14 protein-coding genes are annotated in these 18,771 nt (G+C 69.9%); 7 read left to right on the plus strand and 7 right to left on the minus strand.

Annotated elements, in window-relative coordinates; translation table 11 throughout:
* Positions 1-2: 2 nt before the first annotated feature.
* The 3 genes from MYSTI_RS39535 to mhpA all read right to left on the minus strand — a co-directional run bounded on the left by MYSTI_RS39535 (position 3) and on the right by mhpA (position 3,730).
* Positions 3-1,607: a transglycosylase SLT domain-containing protein gene (locus MYSTI_RS39535; protein ID WP_015353498.1), complete on the minus strand. Its 1,605-nt coding sequence runs from the start codon at positions 1,605-1,607 to the stop codon at positions 3-5.
* A complete protein-coding gene (locus MYSTI_RS39540; RefSeq protein ID WP_015353499.1) occupies positions 1,604-2,002 on the minus strand; it encodes a BlaI/MecI/CopY family transcriptional regulator in 399 nt (132 codons plus the stop codon). The genes MYSTI_RS39535 and MYSTI_RS39540 overlap by 4 nt, the downstream gene beginning before the upstream one ends.
* A gap of 138 nt (positions 2,003-2,140) precedes the next feature.
* The gene (gene mhpA / locus MYSTI_RS39545) at positions 2,141-3,730 is read right to left on the minus strand and encodes a bifunctional 3-(3-hydroxy-phenyl)propionate/3-hydroxycinnamic acid hydroxylase MhpA (protein ID WP_015353500.1); all 1,590 of its coding nucleotides are present in this window, start codon (positions 3,728-3,730) and stop codon (positions 2,141-2,143) included.
* A gap of 247 nt (positions 3,731-3,977) precedes the next feature.
* On the opposite strand from mhpA, the gene MYSTI_RS39550 reads away from it, so the two are divergent.
* Entirely contained in the window at positions 3,978-6,050 is a 2,073-nt protein-coding gene (locus tag MYSTI_RS39550; protein WP_015353501.1) for an ATP-binding protein, read from the plus strand.
* 13 nt (positions 6,051-6,063) lie between these two features.
* On the opposite strand, the gene MYSTI_RS39555 is transcribed toward MYSTI_RS39550, so the two are convergent.
* Positions 6,064-7,032, minus strand: a complete 969-nt coding sequence (locus MYSTI_RS39555; RefSeq protein ID WP_015353502.1) for a LysR family transcriptional regulator — start codon at positions 7,030-7,032, stop codon at positions 6,064-6,066.
* A gap of 111 nt (positions 7,033-7,143) precedes the next feature.
* On the opposite strand from MYSTI_RS39555, the gene MYSTI_RS39560 reads away from it, so the two are divergent.
* The gene (locus MYSTI_RS39560) at positions 7,144-8,190 is read left to right on the plus strand and encodes an NAD(P)-dependent alcohol dehydrogenase (RefSeq protein ID WP_015353503.1); all 1,047 of its coding nucleotides are present in this window, start codon (positions 7,144-7,146) and stop codon (positions 8,188-8,190) included.
* 132 nt (positions 8,191-8,322) lie between these two features.
* On the plus strand, positions 8,323-8,613 hold the full coding sequence (locus MYSTI_RS39565; RefSeq protein WP_015353504.1) for a hypothetical protein: 291 nt from the start codon (positions 8,323-8,325) through the stop codon (positions 8,611-8,613).
* On the opposite strand, the gene MYSTI_RS39570 is transcribed toward MYSTI_RS39565, so the two are convergent.
* The 3 genes from MYSTI_RS39570 to glpD form a co-directional block, all read right to left on the minus strand.
* The gene (locus MYSTI_RS39570) at positions 8,597-9,859 is read right to left on the minus strand and encodes an acyltransferase family protein (protein WP_015353505.1); all 1,263 of its coding nucleotides are present in this window, start codon (positions 9,857-9,859) and stop codon (positions 8,597-8,599) included. The two genes, MYSTI_RS39565 and MYSTI_RS39570, sit on opposite strands and share 17 nt — an antisense overlap.
* A gap of 250 nt (positions 9,860-10,109) precedes the next feature.
* Positions 10,110-11,906 (minus strand): S8 family serine peptidase, encoded by a 1,797-nt coding sequence (locus MYSTI_RS39575; RefSeq protein ID WP_015353506.1) that lies wholly within the window; start codon positions 11,904-11,906, stop codon positions 10,110-10,112.
* Positions 11,907-12,138: 232 nt separating this feature from the next.
* Complete coding sequence (gene glpD, locus MYSTI_RS39580) at positions 12,139-13,833, minus strand: glycerol-3-phosphate dehydrogenase (RefSeq protein ID WP_015353507.1); 1,695 nt, start codon at positions 13,831-13,833, stop codon at positions 12,139-12,141.
* Between the two features lie 269 nt (positions 13,834-14,102).
* Between glpD and MYSTI_RS39585 the strand changes: the two genes are divergently transcribed.
* From MYSTI_RS39585 to MYSTI_RS39600, 4 genes are all read left to right on the plus strand, one after another.
* The gene (locus tag MYSTI_RS39585) at positions 14,103-14,504 is read left to right on the plus strand and encodes a hypothetical protein (protein WP_044282617.1); all 402 of its coding nucleotides are present in this window, start codon (positions 14,103-14,105) and stop codon (positions 14,502-14,504) included.
* A 212-nt stretch (positions 14,505-14,716) separates the two neighbouring features.
* The gene (locus MYSTI_RS39590; protein ID WP_044282618.1) at positions 14,717-17,080 is read left to right on the plus strand and encodes a TonB-dependent receptor domain-containing protein; all 2,364 of its coding nucleotides are present in this window, start codon (positions 14,717-14,719) and stop codon (positions 17,078-17,080) included.
* Complete coding sequence (locus MYSTI_RS39595) at positions 17,077-17,850, plus strand: hypothetical protein (protein ID WP_015353510.1); 774 nt, start codon at positions 17,077-17,079, stop codon at positions 17,848-17,850. The genes MYSTI_RS39590 and MYSTI_RS39595 overlap by 4 nt, the downstream gene beginning before the upstream one ends.
* Positions 17,847-18,686, plus strand: coding sequence for a hypothetical protein (locus tag MYSTI_RS39600; protein WP_015353511.1), 840 nt, complete (start codon positions 17,847-17,849; stop codon positions 18,684-18,686). The genes MYSTI_RS39595 and MYSTI_RS39600 overlap by 4 nt, the downstream gene beginning before the upstream one ends.
* The last annotated feature ends 85 nt before the right edge of the window (positions 18,687-18,771 follow it).

Raw genomic sequence — 18,771 nt, forward strand, 5'->3', positions numbered from 1 at the left:
CTTCAGTCCAACAGGTGCGGATTGCGGACGATGAGCAGCCCCGCCTGCACCGTGGCCACGTAGTCGTTGAGGTGGCCACCGGCGATGAGCGCCGACACATCGCGGCTGCCGCCCTCGACCAGGGCCAGGTCCACCTTCTTCTCGCCCTGGTTGTAGGCCGCGAGCGCCAGGCGCCAGTCGTCATAGCGTCCGTGCAGCTCCGACAGCAGGCTCGCCGCGGCCCGCGTCTCGAGCTCCACGTCCAGCCGGTCGTCCTTCGCCGCGCTCACCTCCAGCCCGAAGCGGCGCGCCGTCTCCGGGATGAACATCCACACGCCCGCGCCGCGCATGCCCGGCGCCAGCGACGGACGGCCATCCGTCTCCGGCATGTTCGTCACCGCGGACTCCACCACCGCCACCGCCAGCAGGCCCTCCGGCAGCCCCTTCGCGCGCAGCCCCGCCAGCAGCGCGGCGCGGTGGGCGCCCAGGTTCGCCAGCGCCCGCTTCATGAAGGTGCGCCCCTTGTCGGTGCCCACCAAGCGGTTGAGGTGCTCCACCACCTTCGCGTCCACCACGACGGGGAGGTCACCTGGCGGCTGGCTCTTCTGCGCGAGCGCCTGGGCCTCGGCCTGCGTCATCGCGCGGCCCTTCGTCACGCCCTGCGCGAGCACGGCCACGGGGAGGAGGAACAAGGCCAGCGCGCCCAGGAGGGCGGGGACGGCATGCACACGACGGGGGCACGGCTGAAACAACATGTGGATTCTCCTCTGCGTGGGATGGGACATGCCGGTCGCCCCGGCGGGCACGGGCGGAGCGCCCGGAACTCGGAGCGCCGCCTGGAGCAGACAGCGCGCGTAGGCCTGGGCTTGCACCCGGCCGCTCGACACCAGCACCTCGTCACAGGCGAGCTCCTGCAACGAGGACAGCCACCGCGACAACCCATGCGCCGCCGGATGCCAGAAGAAGGCGCCCGTGAAGACGAGCCGCGCCAGCGCCAGGTGCGTGTCTCGCTGACGGTGATGCTGGAGCTCATGCAACACGGTGAGCCGAAGCGCCTCCGCGTCCTCGAGCAACGCGGGAGGAATCACCACCCACGCGGAGGGACGCGCGCCCCCGCGCGGAAACCACGCGGAGAACGCGGGAGTGCCCTCTTCTCCCAGCACCACCGCGACACGCCCCACGCCGCGCACGCGAGGCAGGGCCTCCAGCCGACGCAGCAGCCGTGCATGCCCCACCAGCGCCCGCCCGATGAAGAGCCCCGCGCCCACGAGCCAGCCCAGCCCCAGCACCGTCCACACCCGCGAGGACACCGGCGCGTCCCCCCGAGGCGCGGGCGCCGGAACACCTCCACTCGCCGTCCACACCGCGGCGGGGAATTGCTCCGCGCGGCGCGCCACCGAGCGCTCGAAGGTGAAGAGCGGCCCCGCGGGAGAGAGCGCCCGCGCGCCCATCACCAGGAGCGGCAGCGCGAGCACCAGCACCAACACCCCGCGCCCCACGCGCAAGGACTGCCTCGCCGCGAGCGGAAGGCCCACCCGCGACAGCAGCACCACCGCGCCCCACGCGAGGCCCAGCGCCACCGGCAACACCAACGCCACGCCCAGGTACAGCGACCCGAGCCCGCTCATGGCTTGCCCGCCTTGCCCTTGAGCAGCTTGCGAATCTGCTCCACCTCATCCGGAGCCAGCGGCACCGCCTCCACCAGCCGCGCCACCAGCGCGGAGGGCGTCCCGTCGAACACGGTGTCCATCAAGTGGCGCAGGCTCTGCGCCTCATACGTCTCGCGCGGCAGCGTGGCCGAGTACAGGTGTCCGCGCCCCTGCTTGCGGCTCACCAGCACGCCCTTCTGCTCCAGGATGCGCAGCACCGTGGAGACAGACGTGTAGGCCAGCTCACGCTCCGGCGGCAGCGCGGCCAGGACATCCGCCACGCTCACTTCGCCTTGCTTCCACACGATGTGCATCAACTCGAGCTCCACCGGCGTGAGCGGCCGGGGAGCCTCGAGCTCGGGTTGTCTGGCCATGAGTGTCCTCAGTGGCCAGCAAACTACTAAGACCTTAGTTGCTCGTCAACTAAACCTTTAGTTCGTGGGACACCCAGGGGCCATCACACCCCTCGGGATTCCACGAGCCCGCCGGGTGCGGGCCCCACGCGCCTTGAATCACACCCCCAGCGCGTCGCGCAGCTCCGGCAGCCGCTCCGCCTTCACCGCGCCGAACACGAAGCGGTCCGGCCGCAGCACCACCACATCGGAGTCATGCCGCGACAACCACGCACCCAGCTTCCCGGTGATGTCCTCCACCGTGGGGACCTGGCCCGCATCCTCGCCCGCCGCGCGCACCGCGAGCAGCCGGCCACCCAGCGACTCCGCCAGCCCCTGCGCCGCGGCCACCTGCGCCGCCGGAGCATCCGCCCGGCACAACACCGCGAACTCGTTGCCCATGGCCTCGTCCAGCAGCACCTCTTCCCCGGACGCCAGCCGCACCTTGGGCTGGATGAAGTAGGAGCCCTGCGCCGACTTGGAGTCCTTGGGCCCACCTCCCAGGTAATAGCCGCTCGCGTGCGCGGGGGGCTGCTTGAACTCGAAGCCCTGGATGAAGCGGCGCACCCGCGGAATCTTCTGCACCGTGCGCATCATCCAGTCCCGCGCCATGGCCACGTAGCGGTTGCGCGCGAGGAAGAGGTGGCCGAAGTTGACGCACAACTTCTGCACCGCCTCCACGTGGGGACGCCGCTCCTGCTCGTAGGTGTCCAGCAGCGAGTCGTGCGCCAGCCCCTTCACCACCCGCTGAATCTTCCACGCCAGGTTGGAGGCATCGCGCATGCCCGACACCAGCCCCTGTCCCATGAAGGGAGGCATGGTGTGTGCCGCGTCCCCCAGGAGGAAGACATTGCCGTCCCGCCACTTCGCCGCGTTGAGGCAGTGGAACGTGTAGACCTGCGCGCGCTGGACATTCACACGCTCGGGGTCGATGTAGGGCGCCAGGAGCCGCTTGATGGTCTCCGGCTGCTCCATCTCCTCGCGCGTCTCGCCGGGCATCAGCATGAACTCCCAGCGGAACTGCCCCGCCGCGCCCGTCGCCACGAAGGCGGGGCGGTTCGGGTCGCACACGAAGCGGCACAGCTCCGGCGCCCCTCCCTCCACAATGCCCGACACCGCCAGCCACGGCTCCCCGTAGGCCCGGCCCGACATCTTGATGCCCATCACCTTGCGCACCGAGCTGCGCGCGCCATCACACGCCAGCAGGTAGCGGCCGCGCACCGTGACGGTGGCCCCCGTCTCCTTCAGCCGGTAGCGCACCATCACCCCGGTGGCGTCCTGCATCACCCCCTCCACGCACGCTCCCAGCTGGAGCTTCACGTGCGGGAAGCGATTCAGGCCGTCGCGCAGCACCCCCTCCACCAGCGGCTGGTGGAAGAACCACAGGGGCGTGTACCCGAAGCCGAAGTCCGTCGCGCTGGTGTGCACCTCGGCGAAGCGGCGGCCCGTCTCACCCACATACTCGGCGAAGTGCGTCTGCCGCATGTCCTTCTGAATCTGCTCCACCAGCCCCGTCGACTGGTAGATGCGCAGCCCCTCGTCATCACACGAGAAGGCCCGCGGCTGGCCATGCGGCGCCATGTCCTGCTCCAGCACCAGCGTCCGCATTCCCATGCCGCCCAACAGATTGCTTGTCAGAGCGCCCACGGGACCGCAGCCGCTGATGATGACATCGACCTCCATGTCGGCCTGCAGCTTGTCACAAACCATGAGTGCCCCCGAGGTTCAGCTTATCTGGCTCAATCAATAACGCGCGAGGTGTGACCAGGGTGTGACCACTCCAGAAGATTCGCAACATCGTCCGCTCGTGACGGCGAGCTGCCGTGCGCCGGGAATTCAAGACGACAAAGCGGTACCCGAGGCCCCGCCTGGGGTCATCCCTACCCGCGAGGGTGCGCGGGTGCTCCGTGTTACGTTACGCAAGACACGCTCCCATATTCCTGGAGCCCAGGAGGCCATGGCAGAGGCGCTCGCGGAAGGGTCGCAAGTATTTCATCTCGAGCTGCTCGGCGAAGCACGCCTGCGGCATGACGGGGTGGCCCTGCCATTGGAACGTCGCACCGCGGCGGTGCTCACATGGCTGGCATTGGAAGGCCCCCATCCCAAGTACCGCCTGGCCGGCTTGTTATGGGCCGAGTCCAGCGAGGTCACCGCGCGCAACAACATGCGCCAGCTCTTGCGCCGGCTGCGCCTGGCCACGGGCGCGGAGCTGGTGCAGGGCGGAGATGTCCTCTCCCTGGCGGAAGGTGTCTCCATTGACGCCGCCGAGCTCCAGGCCCACGTCCTGGCGGGCCGGCACGCACGCGCCCTGGAGCTGGATGGCGTCTTGCTCGCCGCCTTGGAATTTGATGATTGCCCAGAGTTTCAAGCGTGGCTGGAAAACGCGAGGGAGCGACTGGACAAGCTGCGTCGCCGCGCCGCGTCCGCGGAGTCGGAGTCGAGGGAGCGTGCGGGAGACCTGTCGGGCGCGCTGGTGCTCGCCGAGAAGCTGCTGGAGCTGGACCCGTACTCAGAAGACGCGTGGCGTCGGCTGATGCGGTTGCACTACGTGGCGGGAGACCGCATGGCGGCGCTCAACGCCTTCGAGCGCTGTCGCCGCCTGCTGCGCGAGGAGCTGGCCACGCAGCCCCTGCCCCAGACGGTGGCGCTGGCGCGCGAAATCGAGCGCGGTCCGCCCACGCCCGCCGTCCCGCGCGTGCCCGCGGCGAAGCTGCCCTTGTCCGTGCTGCGGCCTCCGGTGCTGGTGGGCCGCGAGCGCGAGTGGGCGAAGATGGAGGAGGCGTGGGCCTCCGGGATGACCATCTTCCTCAGCGGGGAGCCCGGCGTGGGCAAGACGCGGCTGGCGCATGACTTCGCCGCGTCGCGAGGCCAGTACCTCATCCTGGAGTCACGGCCCGGCGAGGCCCACGTCGCCTACGCCACGCACGTGCGCCTGCTGCGGCAAATCCTGGCGCGGCGCCCGGACCCCAAGGTGGAGCCCTGGGTGCGCAAGGAGATGGCGCGGCTGATGCCGGACATGGCGGGCCCGGAGGGACTGCCTCCGCCCATGGTGGACGAGCATGACCGCAGCCGCTTCCTCGAGGCGCACTGCCAGCTCGTCTACCAGCTCTGCTCGGGCCTGGACGCCATCGTCGCGGACGACCTGCAGAACATGGACGCGGCCACCGCGGAGTTCGCCCTGCTGATGCTGTCGCGCCGGCACGACGCGCCGATGGAGGGCGTCTTCCCGCGCTTCATCGACACGTATCGCACCGGAGACCTGTCGGCCTTCGCCGCGTCGTGCGTGCAGCGGCTCGTGGACGCGGGGCTCGCCGTCGTCATCGAAGTCGAGCCGCTGGAGAGCACCGCGGTGGGCTCGCTGCTGGGGAGCCTGGAGCTCGCGGGCGCGGAGGAGCTGACGCCGCACGTGGTGCGCTACACCGGCGGCAATCCGCTGTTCATCATGGAGGCGCTGCGGCACCTGCTGGAGAACGGCGGACTGGAGCGAGGCTGGCCCGAGCACGTCCACCCCTCGGGCCGCGGACGCGACCTGATTCAGCAGCGGCTGGAGCGGCTGTCACCCCACGCGCTGCAGGTCGCCCGGCTGGTGGCGCTCGCGCGCACGGCCTTCGCGCAGGAGCTGGCCGGCGAGGTGCTGGAGCTGTCTCCCATGGCGCTCGCCACGCACATGGCGGAGCTGGAGGCCGCGCATGTGCTGCGCGGCGAGCACTTCACGCACGAGCTGCTCTTCGAGGTGGTGCGCGAGACGATTCCGCCCTCGCTCGTCCCGCTGCTGCACCGCCGGCTGGCCAGCGCGCTGGAGCAGCGCAAGGCCGCGCCCGTCGTCGTCGCGCAGCACTGGATGGAGGGCAAGGAGCCGGAGCGCGCCGCGCCCTTCTTCGTCGCCGCGGCCAACGCGGAGGCCTCCGCCTTCCGCCACATGGAGGCCGCCCTGCTCTACTTCCGCGCGGCCAGCGCCCTGGAGGAGGCGGGCTCCTTCGAGGAGGCCGCGCGCGTCAGGGCCCGCGCCCGACACATCCCCAGCGCGTGAGCCCGCCGTCCCGCTATCGGCCGCGCGCGCCCCGGCTCGGAGGTCCACCACTCCCAGGCCGCGGCGTCGCACCAGACGCCTTGCGCTCCGCCGCCATCTCCCGGGCCACGTCCACGAAGGCGCGGAACGCGGGCGACACGCGCGAGCGACTGGGGAAGTAGAGGAAGAGCCCATCGCCGAGCGCGGCATAGGGCTCCAGCACCACGCGCAGCGAGCCCTGCTTCACGCGCGCGGCCACATCCGGCTCGAAGGAATACATCAGCCCGGCGCCCGCCTCCGCCAGCTCCACCATGGCCGTCTGGCTGCTGGTGACGAGCGGCCCTCTCACCGGGACCCGCCAGCTCTTCGAGCCGCGCTCCAGCTCCCACTGGTAGAGCGCGCCGGTGGTGCCGGAGCGGATGCAAAGACAGTCGTGGTTCAGCAAGTCCCTGGGCGTCTGGGGCACGCCCCGGCGCTTGAGGTAGTCGGGCGAGCCCACCACCACGAAGCGGAAGCCCTCCGACAGGCGCACCTGCACCATGTCGCGCTCCAGCGACTCGGAGAGGCGGATGCCCGCGTCCAGCCCCTCCGCGACGATGTCCACCATGTGGTCCTCCACGCGCAGCTCCACCTCCACGCGGGGGTAGCGGGCCAGGTAGCGCGCGAGCACCGGCGTGACGACGTGCGACAGCGAGATGAACGGCACGGTGAGCTTCACCTGGCCCGTCACCTCACCGGGCTCGACCGCCGCGACCTTCAGCGCCGCGAGCGCCTGGTCGACCGCCGGGCCCGCGCCCTCCACCAGCCGACGTCCCGGGTCGGTGAGCGCGACGCTGCGCGTCGTGCGCGTCAGCAGCGTCACCCCCAGGCGCGCCTCCAGCTGGCGGACGGACTGACTCAGCGCGGACGTGGAGACGCCCAGCTCCTTGGCCGCCGCCGCGAAGCTCCGCCGGCGCGCCACCACGAGGAACGCATTCAGGGCATTGAGGGGCGTGAAGGCCATTGTGAAGTTTTCCTACAGAGCGCGTGCAAATTCCATTCGTTCCGCTCACGACGCGCGCCCGCCATATTCGGTGCCGTCATCGACACATCATCATCGAAGGAGTTGCCTCTCATGATTCCCGCCCGTGGCTACGCCGCCCCTGACGCACGCTCCCCGCTCGCCCCCTTCCAGTTCGAGCGCCGCGAGCCCGGCCCCAACGACGTCCAGCTCGACGTCCTCTTCTGCGGCATCTGCCACTCCGACCTCCACCAGGCCCGCGACGAGTGGGGCGGCTCCATCTTCCCCATGGTCCCCGGCCACGAAATCGTCGGCCGCGTGACGCGCGTGGGCGCCAAGGTGAGCCGCTTCAAGGCGGGCGACACGGTGGGCGTCGGCTGCATGGTCGACTCGTGCCGCACCTGCCCCTCCTGCCAGGACGGCCTGGAGCAGTACTGCGACCAGACCGCCGTCTACACGTACAACGCCCGCGAGAAGGACACCCGGCAGCCCACCTACGGCGGCTACTCCAGCGTGCTCGTGGTGGACCAGGACTTCGTCCTGCGCGTGCCGGACAACCTGGACCCGGCGAAGGCCGCGCCGCTCCTGTGCGCGGGTGTCACCACCTTCTCCCCGCTGAAGCACTGGAACGTGCGCGCCGGCCAGCGCGTGGGCGTCGTCGGCCTGGGCGGCCTGGGCCACATGGCCGTCAAGTTCGCGCGGGCCCTGGATACCCACGTCACCGTCTTCAGCAGCACGGACAAGAAGACACAGGACGCGCTGCGCCTGGGCGCCCACGAAGTCGTCGTCTCCTCCAACGAGGCGGCGATGAAGGCCCACGAGAACACGCTCGACTTCATCATCGACACCGTGTCCGCGAAGCACGACCTCAACGCGTACCTGCGACTCCTGCGCCGCGACGGCCACCTGGTCCTCGTGGGCGCGCCGGAGAAGCCGCTCGACGTCGCCGCCTTCTCCCTCATCCCCAAGCGCCGCAGCTTCTCCGGCTCCAACATCGGCGGCATCCGCGAGACGCAGGAGATGCTCGACTTCTGCGGCAAGCACGAGGTGACGTCCGACGTGGAGGTGATTCCCATCCAGCAGGTGAACGAGGCCTACACCCGCCTCCTCAACGGCGACGTGAAGTACCGCTTCGTCATCGACATGAAGAGCTTGAAGTAAAGCCGGAGACAGCCCGGAGGCAGCCCGCAGTCCACCAGTGCGCGCTGCGGGCACGCCTCCTGCCTGGAACACGACAGACGATTGCCCGTTCGGACAGGTGCCTGCTCGGTGGATGGTTCACATTCTCAAACCATGACTACGACACTTGAGCATACCGGTTACAACAAGTTGACGGTGCTGTATCCGGAGGAGCACGAGCTCCTGTCGCCTGGGCAATCCCTGAAGAACCCACACGACGCGGCCAAACTGCGGCTCCAGGCGAGCCTGTGGCTCAGCCGGGCCCAGCGCGAGCTGCACGACGCCATCCTCATGCGCGACGGCACCGAGGACAACCTGGACCGCTACGCGAGCGCCCGCGCGGAGCTGGACTCCGCCGAGGCCTGGGCGCTGCGCGTGGCGAAGGCGCTCATCCAGCGCGGCTGATGGGCGGAGCCTCGGCGGGACTGGCGCTTCCGTCAGCCCCGCCAGCCCCCCCGGCCGCCGAAGCGGAGGCCACCGCCGGCGGACTGTACGGGAAGAGGTCCTTGAGCTTCAGGAAGTGCTTCTCGAAGAGGTTCCAGCTCACCAGCGCCAGCCCCAGCGAGAGCGACAGGGACACCGCGTAGAACAAGAGCTGCACGGGGAAGTCCGAGCCCGCAACGTGCGGGAAAGGCGTCTTCAGCACGGTGCGCCGGAGGATGGCGTCCAGCGGCGAGTGCACCAGATAAATCGCGTAGCTGTACTTGCCGTACAGCAGCAGCATGCGATTCGAGAAGAGACGGTTCAGCAGGCTGCCCGGCCTCGCCGTCACCACCCGATAGACGAGCACCGTGTAGAGGATGCCCACCGCGGTGTAGCCGCCCGTGCGCACCACCGTCTTGAAGGCCGGCCCCACCGGCAGCGCGATGGCCGCCGCGACGATGGGCAGCGCCAACAGCGGCGCCCAGCGCATCCACGGGAAGGCGGAGAGCCCCAGGCCCTCCGGGTGACGCATCACCAGCGACAGCAGCGCGCCCAGCGCGAGCGAGTCCACGCGGCAGAGCGTCACCACATACGTGCTCTCCTCGCTCGCGCCGGCGAGCGTGAGGCCCACGCGCACCAGCACCGCCAGGGCGATGGTGCCCAGGCACAGGCGGATGGCCCCCTTGTAGGAGACGGCGGCGATGAGGAACGGCCAGACGATGTAGAACTGCTCCTCGATGGCCAGCGACCACACCACGCCCAGGATGGGGTGCGTCGTGTCCACCCAGAGCTGGTAGAAGTTGGAGAGGTACAGCAGGTACCAGACCGCGCCGTCGGTGGTGATGCGCTCGTCCAGCCCCAGCCGCCCCGCCAGGTGGGGCAGCACCAGGAACGAGACGGCCAGCGTCGCGTAGTACAGCGGGAAGATGCGCAGGAGGCGTCGCGCATAGAAGTGACGGAAGTAATATGTTTGCCCCTTCGCCTCCCACAGGATGCCGGTGATGAGGAAGCCGGAGAGGACGAAGAACAGGTCCACGCCCGTCCACCCCGCCCCCGCCAGCCACCACGTCGCGCGTCCCAGCGCGCTCTGGTCGCTCAAGTGCGTGGTGTGGAAGAAGACAACCAGGAGGACGGCGAGTCCTCTGACTCCGTCGAGCACGGGGAGATGCCCATGCAGACGGGGAGCGTGCACCGGCGCGGCACCCGGCCGAGCGGAATGGGCAGACATGGCCTCTGCTCATACCAATACCGAGAGTTCGCCAACAAGGTTGCCCCCCGCCCATGTGACGGGGTCCGACAGAACCTGGATGGCCGGAGTGTAACCTGGGGGGTTCAAACGGTCGGGGTGTGACCTGGCGGAAACCCGGGGGACTCGACCTGTTGAGAGGGAGTCTCACCTCACCCGGGGCCACCACCTGTCGCCCACAAGAGGGCGAGGGTGGGCGCGAAGACGCTCGCGCCCTACCCGGTGAAGGACGTCAGGGAGCCGGCGCCGGGGGCGGGCAGCGCTGGAGCGCCAGGTCCACGGCCCGCTTGGCCTGCACCAGGCCGTGGCCGTACAGGTCGTCGCGCCCCCTGTCGCCCAGGTCTTGCGCGCTGTCGAGCAGCACGGCGGTGACCTGCTCATGGGTGAGCGCGCGGCACGCGCTCCACACCAGCGCGGCGACACCCGCGACGTGGGGCGTGGCCATGGACGTGCCGGACTGGCGCATGTAGTCCAGGCCCGTGACGTCCACCGTCACCTGCTGGCCCACCATGCCCCGGAAGGTGTTGGCGGAGGAGAGCGTGACGGACGTCGTCGGCACCCAGTAGTCCGCCGGGTCGGTGAGCGTGAAGTTGCCCGTCCCGTCCTCGGTGATGTTGTTGCCGATGATGATGGCCTTGGCCCCCGCGCGAATGGCGTTGAGCGCCTTCTCCTGGAACAGGATGCCGCCGCCCCGGTCCACCAGCGCCACGAAGCCCTCACACGTCGCGCCCTCGCCACACGAGGCGACGCGCTCGCCCTGGCCGCAGTGCACCAGCTTCCCCGTGTACGCGCCGACGGCGGTGTACTCCAGCGGCTCGGAGGGGTAGCGGTTGCCCGCGGACTGGATGTCCGCGTAAGGGGCGCCGCCCATGATGGTCGCGCTCAGCACGCCCACGCCCGGGCCCACCAGCTTCACGAACGGGCCGTACTGCGAGAAGGACGCCCGCGCGCCGTTGAAGTCCACCGCGCCCACGCCAATCACCGTGGAGTAGGCGGCGGGATAGGAGGGATTCGGGGTGCCTCGGTTGCCCGTGGCGGCGATGGAGACCATGCCCGCGGCATGCGCCCGGTTGAAGACCAGCTCCTCCGCGTCCGAGCGCTCCGACGAACCCAGCGACAGCGAGGCGATGTTCGCGCCCTGAGAGATGCACCAATCCATGGCCGCGATGACCGCGGACGTGCTGCCGTCGCCGTTGGCGTTGAGCACGCGGGCAATCAGCAGCTTCACGGTGGGCGCCACGCCCACGACGCCGTTGGGCTCTTCGCCGGGGCGCACGTGCGCGCCCGCGCCCAGCTGCGCCGCGATGGTGGCGGCCGTGTGGGTGCCGTGGCCGCCGCCCCAGACGAGGACGCCGTCCACCTTGCCCTGGTCCAGGGGCTCCTCGTCGTTGTCGATGAAGTCCTTGCCCCCCGCGTACGCCGCGGCGAGCTCCGGGTGACGGTTGTCCCAACCGCTGTCGATGAGGCAGACGGTGACGTTCGAGCCGGAGGGCGCGTTCGTGTCCAGCACGCCGTCGTTGTTGCTGTCCCAGACGAGGGGGGCCTGCACCTGCCTCAAGCCCTGGGTGTACTCCCCCGTGGAGCCGCTCGTGTTGGGCGCCACGCCGGACACCAGCGAGGGCAGCACGCTCGAGGGCAGGGAGAACGCGTGCACCGGACGGTCCGGCTCCACGCGCAGCACGTCGGGGTTCCGAGCCAGCGCCGCGCGCGTCTCGGGCGTCACCCGAGCGGCCACGGTGTTGATGCTGGCGAAGCGATGCTTCACCTCGGCGCCCAGGCGGGTGGCTTCGTCGGCGAAGGCCTCCGCGCGGGCCTTGGCGCTGACGGCGGCGCGGGGCCGGTAGGTGATGAGCACCGCCTCTGTGCCCTCCTCCTCCTGCGGCTGCGCCTTCTGGGACTGAAGAGGACTCGAGAGCGAGTATTCCTCGGTCCCAGGACAGACGTTCTCGGGCTCGACGGGCTTGTTGCCTGGCACCTTGGTACATGCCATCACCCCTCCGAGCACCCCCAGCCAGACCCAACGCTTCATCGTGACTCTCCTTGAACGCCCCGGCCAACGGGTTGGTACGTCGCGTGCTCCGGCGCGGCTTCAACGGCCGGTGTGAACGGGAGGACAGCGATTCCCGTTCCCCACCTCGAAGTTAATCACGCTGGTAGGACGGCCGCTCGCGAGCCTGTCAGGCGGCAAACGACCGTCTCGGGGACTGAGACTCCCGGGCGTACACCGGCCGACGGAGGGGGCGGGAGGGCGGACGAGCCCCTCACGCCTCGGCGGAGTCGACGCCGAAGATGCGCAGCGCGTCGGCGGCATACAGCTCCAGCTGCCGCTGTGTCTCCGCCTCGTCCCACCCCAGCCGAGGCGCCATGACGCTGGCCGCCACCCGCGCGGCTCCACGTCCCAGGTCTCGTGTCTCGAAGGCCACCTTGAGCCGGCGGATGAGCAGGTCCGAGAGCGAGTGGACGAACTCGTGGGTGACGCCCCACACGGCCTCGGCGGCGCGGTAGGGGAGCCCCCCCGCGAGCGGCTGCGCGAGTGACGGCTCCTCGCGCGTGAGGGCCCAGACCTGACGCCAGCGGCTGCCATAGGCCCGCACGAGGTGCGTGGCGGTATCCGCGTCTCCGACGACCTCGCGCGCGGCGGCGAGCTCCGCGTCCAGGTTCGGGATGTCTCCGCCGGGGAGCGCGAGCGACTCGGTGGCGGACTTGTGACGGGGCTGGTTGAGCTGCCGCTCCACGGCGTTCACCACGTCGCGGGCCATGACGCGGTAGGTGGTGAGCTTTCCCCCGCTGATGGCGAGCACGCCCGTGGGGCTGATGTCGATGTGGTGCTCGCGGCTGGCGCTGCCCGCATCGGTGTTGCCGTGATACCCGCTGGCGGAGAGGGGACGGATGCCGGCCCAGGCGCTCACCACGTCGTCGCGGGTGAGGTGGGCCTCGGGGAAGAAGGCGTTCGCGGATTCGAGGAGATAGGCGACGTCGGACTCGCTGGCGCGGACCTCGGCGGGGTGCGCGCGGGTGGACGTCTCCGTGGTGCCGATGATGGTGAAGTGGTCGGCGGGGAGGACGAACATGACGCGGCCGTCCTTGGGGGACAGCAGCGTGAGGGCGTCGCGGTTGCCCAGGCGCTCGCGAGGCACGGCGATGTGGACGCCCTTGCTGCCGCGCACGGCGTGGGCGGTGCCATCGGGCGAGTCGAGCTTGCGAATCTCATCGCTCCACGGGCCGGTGGCGTTGACGATGACGCGGGCCCGCACCTGGAGGTGCTGGCCGGTGAGGTGGTCCACCACGGTGGCGCCGCGGGCGTGTCCGTCGACGACGGTGAGCTGTCTCACGGAGGCGTGGTTGAGGACGATGGCGCCGGACTCGGAGGCGCCGATGGCGTTGGCCAGGGTGAGGCGTGCGTCGTCGGTGGCCGCGTCGTAGTAGCGGGCGCCGCCCTTGAGGGCCTCGGTGCGCAGGTGGGGCTCGGCCTCGTGGAGCTGCTGGCGGTTGAGGCGCTTGTAGCCCCTCACGTTCCGGAAGAGGGAGAGGGCGTCGTAGAGCATGAGGCCCGCGTTGAGCTTCCAGCGGGGCACGCGGGCGCCGGCGTAGACGGGCCAGACGAAGGCGAGCGGACGCACCAGGTGCGGGGCGAGCTTCAGCAGGCGGCGGCGCTCGATGCTGGACTCGAAGACGAGGCCGAGGTGGCCGTGCTCGAGGTAGCGCAGCCCTCCGTGGATGAGGCGGGAGGAGCGGCTGGAGGTGCCGCTGGCGAAGTCCTCGCGTTCGACGAGCGCGACCTTGAGGCCGCGCAGGGTGGCGTCTCGCGCGGAGCCGGCACCCGTGACACCGCCGCCGATGATGAGGACATCGAACTCCTCGGAGGCCAGGGCCGCGAGCCGCTCGGAGCGAGGCTTCGTCGGTGGAGCATGCCCTTCTGCGGGTAACTGGCGGAGCGCTGCGGATTCAGAACGCACACGCGGATTGTAATGACGGTTTGTCCCGTGTGACACGGGAATCAATGCGCCGCGTCAAACGGACTACAGGCCCCACGCCCTGGAGGGGGAGTTGGAGGAAGACGGTGTGGGGGAGTGACCAGAGGGCTGGGGTGGGTCCGTCATGGAGGGCACAGGATGGGGGGGCTGGTGGGACGGGCGTGATGTCGCGAGTGCGGCATGGAGGCTGTCTTGCGTGGCTGGGGGAAGCCGGGTAGGAGGCGGCGACTCCCCTCCCCTCTGACTCGACCTTGCTGAATCCGCACGACCGACGAGACCTCGCGAGCCTGGGACTGATGGTCCTGGTGTACGGGCTCACGGTCGCGCCGGTGTTGCATGCGGTGGTCGGGCACGCGGGGAGCGCGGGGCATGTGCACCGTCACGGGGGCAAGACGCACAGCCACGGGACGCGCGAGGCCGTCGCGGATGGACTGACGCCGGAGCGCAGCGGGAAGGGCTCCGAGGGGCACGGTCCGGATGGCCACAAGCACCTGACGGGCTCCGTGGAGCACCTGAGTGCGTTGGCGACGACGTGGGTGATGGTCCACGGGGTCGACGTGTCGTGGGTGTCGTGGGTCACCGAGGCCGCGCGAGGTCCGACGCGAGCGCCAGGAACGGCGCCACGACGCACGGCGATGCCGCAAGGCCCGTAGTCCAGGCACTGCGAACAGCCTCTCGAATCCATTCAACGTGAGCGCAGCGAGTCCGCGTGCCGGCTGGGCATCGTGGGCCGCTGATGGCTTGCACGTCGTCGCTTTTCATCCGTGACGGCGGGCACTTCACGACCTCGAGCCCGAGGTGTCACGCGAGGAGCGCGTGCACGAGGGCCCGGAGGCCCGAAGTGGACCTTGCCGTAGGTGCCTCCATGCGCGTGCGTGTCCTCGCAGTGGTGTCGACATGCTTCCTGGCCTCGAGCCTGCCCTGCCTCGCGATGGCGCAAGACGCCGCCGTGCGTCCAGAAGCGCTGGCGGCCAGCCCCGCGAACCCGACCGAGCGCATCGAAGCCCCAACTTCTCCACAAGCGGAGCGGGCTTCGGCAGTCGCCACAATCTCCGACCCCCCAAGCACCGCGGCGCGAAACACGGAGACATCCCCCCTCGCGCAGTCCGAAGCCCCAAGCACCGCTCAGCGAGCTGAAGAGGAATCAGCCCTCTCGCAGTCCGAAGCCCCAAGCACCGCACAGCAGCACACGGATTCCCCACCGCCCTCGCAGACCACGACCGCGACAGAGCCAACGGAGTCCGCGCCGCAACCAGCCACCAGCACCGTCGTCCGAGGAACGAGGACCGCGAGAAGCGCCTCCGAGGTCACACTCGGCCGAGACATCCTGGACGCCGCGCCGCGCAGCGGAGCGGTGGACCTGTTGCGAGCCGTGCCAGGACTCGTCGCCTCGCAGCACAGCGGTGAAGGCAAGGCCCACCAGCTCTTCCTCCGAGGCTTCGACGCCCTCCACGGTCAGGACGTGGAGATCGACGTCGCGGGCCTGCCCGTGAACGAAGTGAGCCACATCCACGCGCTGGGCTACGCGGACCTCAACTTCGTCATCCCCGAAGTCGTCCAATCCATCGAAGTCACCGAGGGCTCCTACCGCGCCTCGCAAGGAGACTTCGCCGTCGCGGGAACGATGCGCCTGGACCTCGGAGTCCGCGAGCAAGGTGTCCACATCGCGGGAACCCTGGGCCAGTACCGTCAGCGTCGCCTCGTGGCGACAGTGCGCCCGGGAGAGGACCCGGGAACCTTCGCCGCCGTGGAGCTGGGCGAAGGTAAGGGCTTCGGCGCCCAGCGAGGCTACGGCCGAGCCGCCCTGCTCGCCCAGGCCACGGCGAAGCTCGGAGACGGCTTCACCGTCCGAGCCCTCGGAGGCAGCTACGTCACCCGCTTCGACTCCCCCGGAGTGGTGCGAGAGGACCACCTGCTCACGGGCGCCAGCGACTTCTTCTCCGCCTCCGCGCCACGCCAGGGAGGCACCGTCTCGCGCCATCAACTCCTGCTCGGAGTCGAGCTGCCCCGAGCAGGCAAGGGCCGCACCAGACTCGAACTCTTCGGCGTCCTCTCGGACCTCCGACTGCGCAACAACTTCACGGGCTTTCGAGTCGACCCGAGAGGCGACGGCCTCGAGCAGACCAATGACGCCACGGTGCTGGGAGCGCGCGCGGAGCATCGCCGCAACGTGACGGCGTTCGGCCGCCCCGTGACGCTGGAGCTCGGCCTCGGAGCAAGACGCGACGGCGTCGAGCAGACCCAGCGCCGCTACCGCGAATCCGACGGGACCTTCTTCTCGGACGAAGTCGACGCACGCTTCACCCAGACCGATGTCTGGGGTTGGGCCGAAGGCCAGATGTCCCTCGGCCGCTGGTCCCTCCGAGTGGGCGGACGCGCGGACGGCCTGGGTGTCGAGGTCTTCGACGCACTCGCCTTCCGAGACCCGCGCTTCTACGACGGACAAGGCTACTCGCGCAGCGCCTTCGGAGTGCACCTCGGCGCGAAGGCGGGCCTCGAGTACGCCCTGTCGGACGAGTCCGACACCTGGCGCTTCTTCGCCAGCTACGGCGACGGCTTCCGCTCTCCACAGGCCCGCAGCCTCTCCGAGGGAGAACGCGCCCCCTTCGTCTCCGTCCACGGCGCGGAGCTGGGCGCGCGAAAGGACGGAGAGCGCTGGGCGCTCCAGCTCAGCCTCTTCGGCTCGCAAGTCGAGAACGACTTCTTCTTCGACCACACCGTGGGCACCACCGTGTACACGGGAGAGACGCTGCGCACCGGGCTCACGGCCTCGCTGCAAGCGCGCCCCGTGCCCGGCCTGGTCGCCGCGCTCAGTGGCACCGTGGCACACGCCTACGTGAAGGCCACGGACACGATGCTCCCCTACTTCGCTCCGTTCGTCGGCCGCGCCGAAGTCGGCTGGGAACGTCCCCTCGAGTGGTCCTGGCTGGGCGGAGAGAAGACCACCCTCTCCCTGGGTACCGGGCTGACGTTCATCGGCCCGCGCCCCCTGCCCTTCGACGAACGAAGCCGCACGGTGTTCCTCACCGACGTGGACGTGGCCCTGCGCCGAGGCGAGCTGGGCCTGCGCCTGGAGGTGATGAACCTCCTGGACTCGCGCTGGAGGGACGGCGAGTTCGTCTACAGCTCGCGCTTCGACCCGAACGCCCCGGCCAGCCTCGTGCCGGCCAGACATTTCACCGCGGGGTCGCCCAGGACGGCCTCGCTCACCCTGGAGGTCCATCTATGAATCGCAGAGGCATGCTGAGAGGAGCGCTGGCGCTGGCCACCGTGTCCGCGCTCTCACTGGGCTGTGGCAGCGAAGCGGAGCGCCGCGCCTTCACCGTGGAGACAACAGCCATCGCGCTGTCACAGCAACCCAATGAACGGGGCTGGAGAATCACCCTCGACACCGCGCAGGTCTCCCTCGGCCCGGTGCGCTTCTTCGAGGGCCGCGTGTTGCTGTCCAGCCGCTCGCCGCGCTTCGACCTGTTCTCGCTCATCGGCGGAACGGCACACGCGCACCCGGGCCACTACATCCCAGGCGACGCGCTGGGCGAGCTGCTCGTGACGCAGACGGTGAACCTCCTCGGCGGCGTCACGCCGATGGGCACCGCGAGCGCGGTGACGGGCGAGTACGGCTCGCTCGAGCTGACCTTGCCGGCGCCCACGGCGACGACGGACGCGCAAGGGGTGCTGAAGGGCCACGCGGTGCGCCTGTCGGGCACGGCGACCCACGCGGAGAGGGGGCAGGTGCGCTTCGACGTGGCGGCGGACCTGCCCAAGCCCGTGGCCGGGGTTCGCTTCGAGAAGTCCCTGGGGAAGGAAGCGGGCCGGGTGCGCATCTCCGTGGACCTGAGGAAGTGGATGGACCGCATCGACTTCGCCACCGCGACCGACCCGGACGCGGATGGCACCTACACCTTCCCCGCTGACAGCCAGGCACAGAACGCCCTGCTGCGCGGCGTGGAAGACACAACCGCCTACGTCGTGACGTGGGAAGAAGGAGCCGCGCAATGAAGAACTGGATGTTGGGTTTGTCGTGCCTGGGACTCGTCGCCTGCAGTGATGGGACGGGCGCCGTGACGTTCACCACGTACGGAGAGGAGTTCATCGAGAAGGGCATCCCCGCGGCCGAGGGCGACAAGGCGGGCTTCGCCGACGGCTGGTCCGTGAGCTTCTCCAAGTTCCTCGTGGTGATTGGCGAGGCGAAGGTGGAGAACCACGACGAGGTCGCCGCGCAGTCGACGCAGGCCCGCGTGTTCGACATGCACAAGCCGGGGCCGGTGCTGGTGGAGACCTTCAAGGACCTGCCCGCGCAGGAGTGGGACCACGTCAGCTATGCGATTGCGCCGTCGGCCACCGCGGTGGCGGGCAACGCGGACGCCGCGGACGTGGAGCGGATGAAGACGGAGGGCTTCAGCGTCTACATCGAGGGCGTCGCGACGAAGGGCCGCGACACGAAGCGCATCGCCTGGGGCTTCAAGACGAACACGCTCTACGAGCACTGCGAGAGCCCGGAGCTGGGCGCGGGCGTGACGGTACCCAAGGACGGCGAGGAGACGGTGCAGTTGACCATCCACGGCGACCACCTGTTCTTCGACGACCTCCAGTCGCCCGACGCGAAGATGCGCTTCAGCGCCATCGCGGCGGCGGACAAGCTGGGCATCGCGGGACCGGACGGTGAGGTGACACTGGACGAGCTGGCCGCGGTGGACCTCACCGAGCTCCCCTCCGGCCAGTACGGCACGGGCGGGGCCGGCAACGTCCACTCGCTGCGGGACTTCGTCACGTCGTTGGTGCGCACCGCCGGCCACTTCCGCGGCGAAGGGGAGTGCTCGCCCAAGGTGCGCTGAAGCAGGAGCCCCCACACGGTGGCGCGGTGAGCAGGGTCGCAAGAAGTTCACGTGGTGCGACCCACCGCGCCGCCGTGGAGTCAGT

It is taken from the genome of Myxococcus stipitatus DSM 14675 (genome assembly GCF_000331735.1).
Classification (GTDB): domain Bacteria; phylum Myxococcota; class Myxococcia; order Myxococcales; family Myxococcaceae; genus Myxococcus; species Myxococcus stipitatus.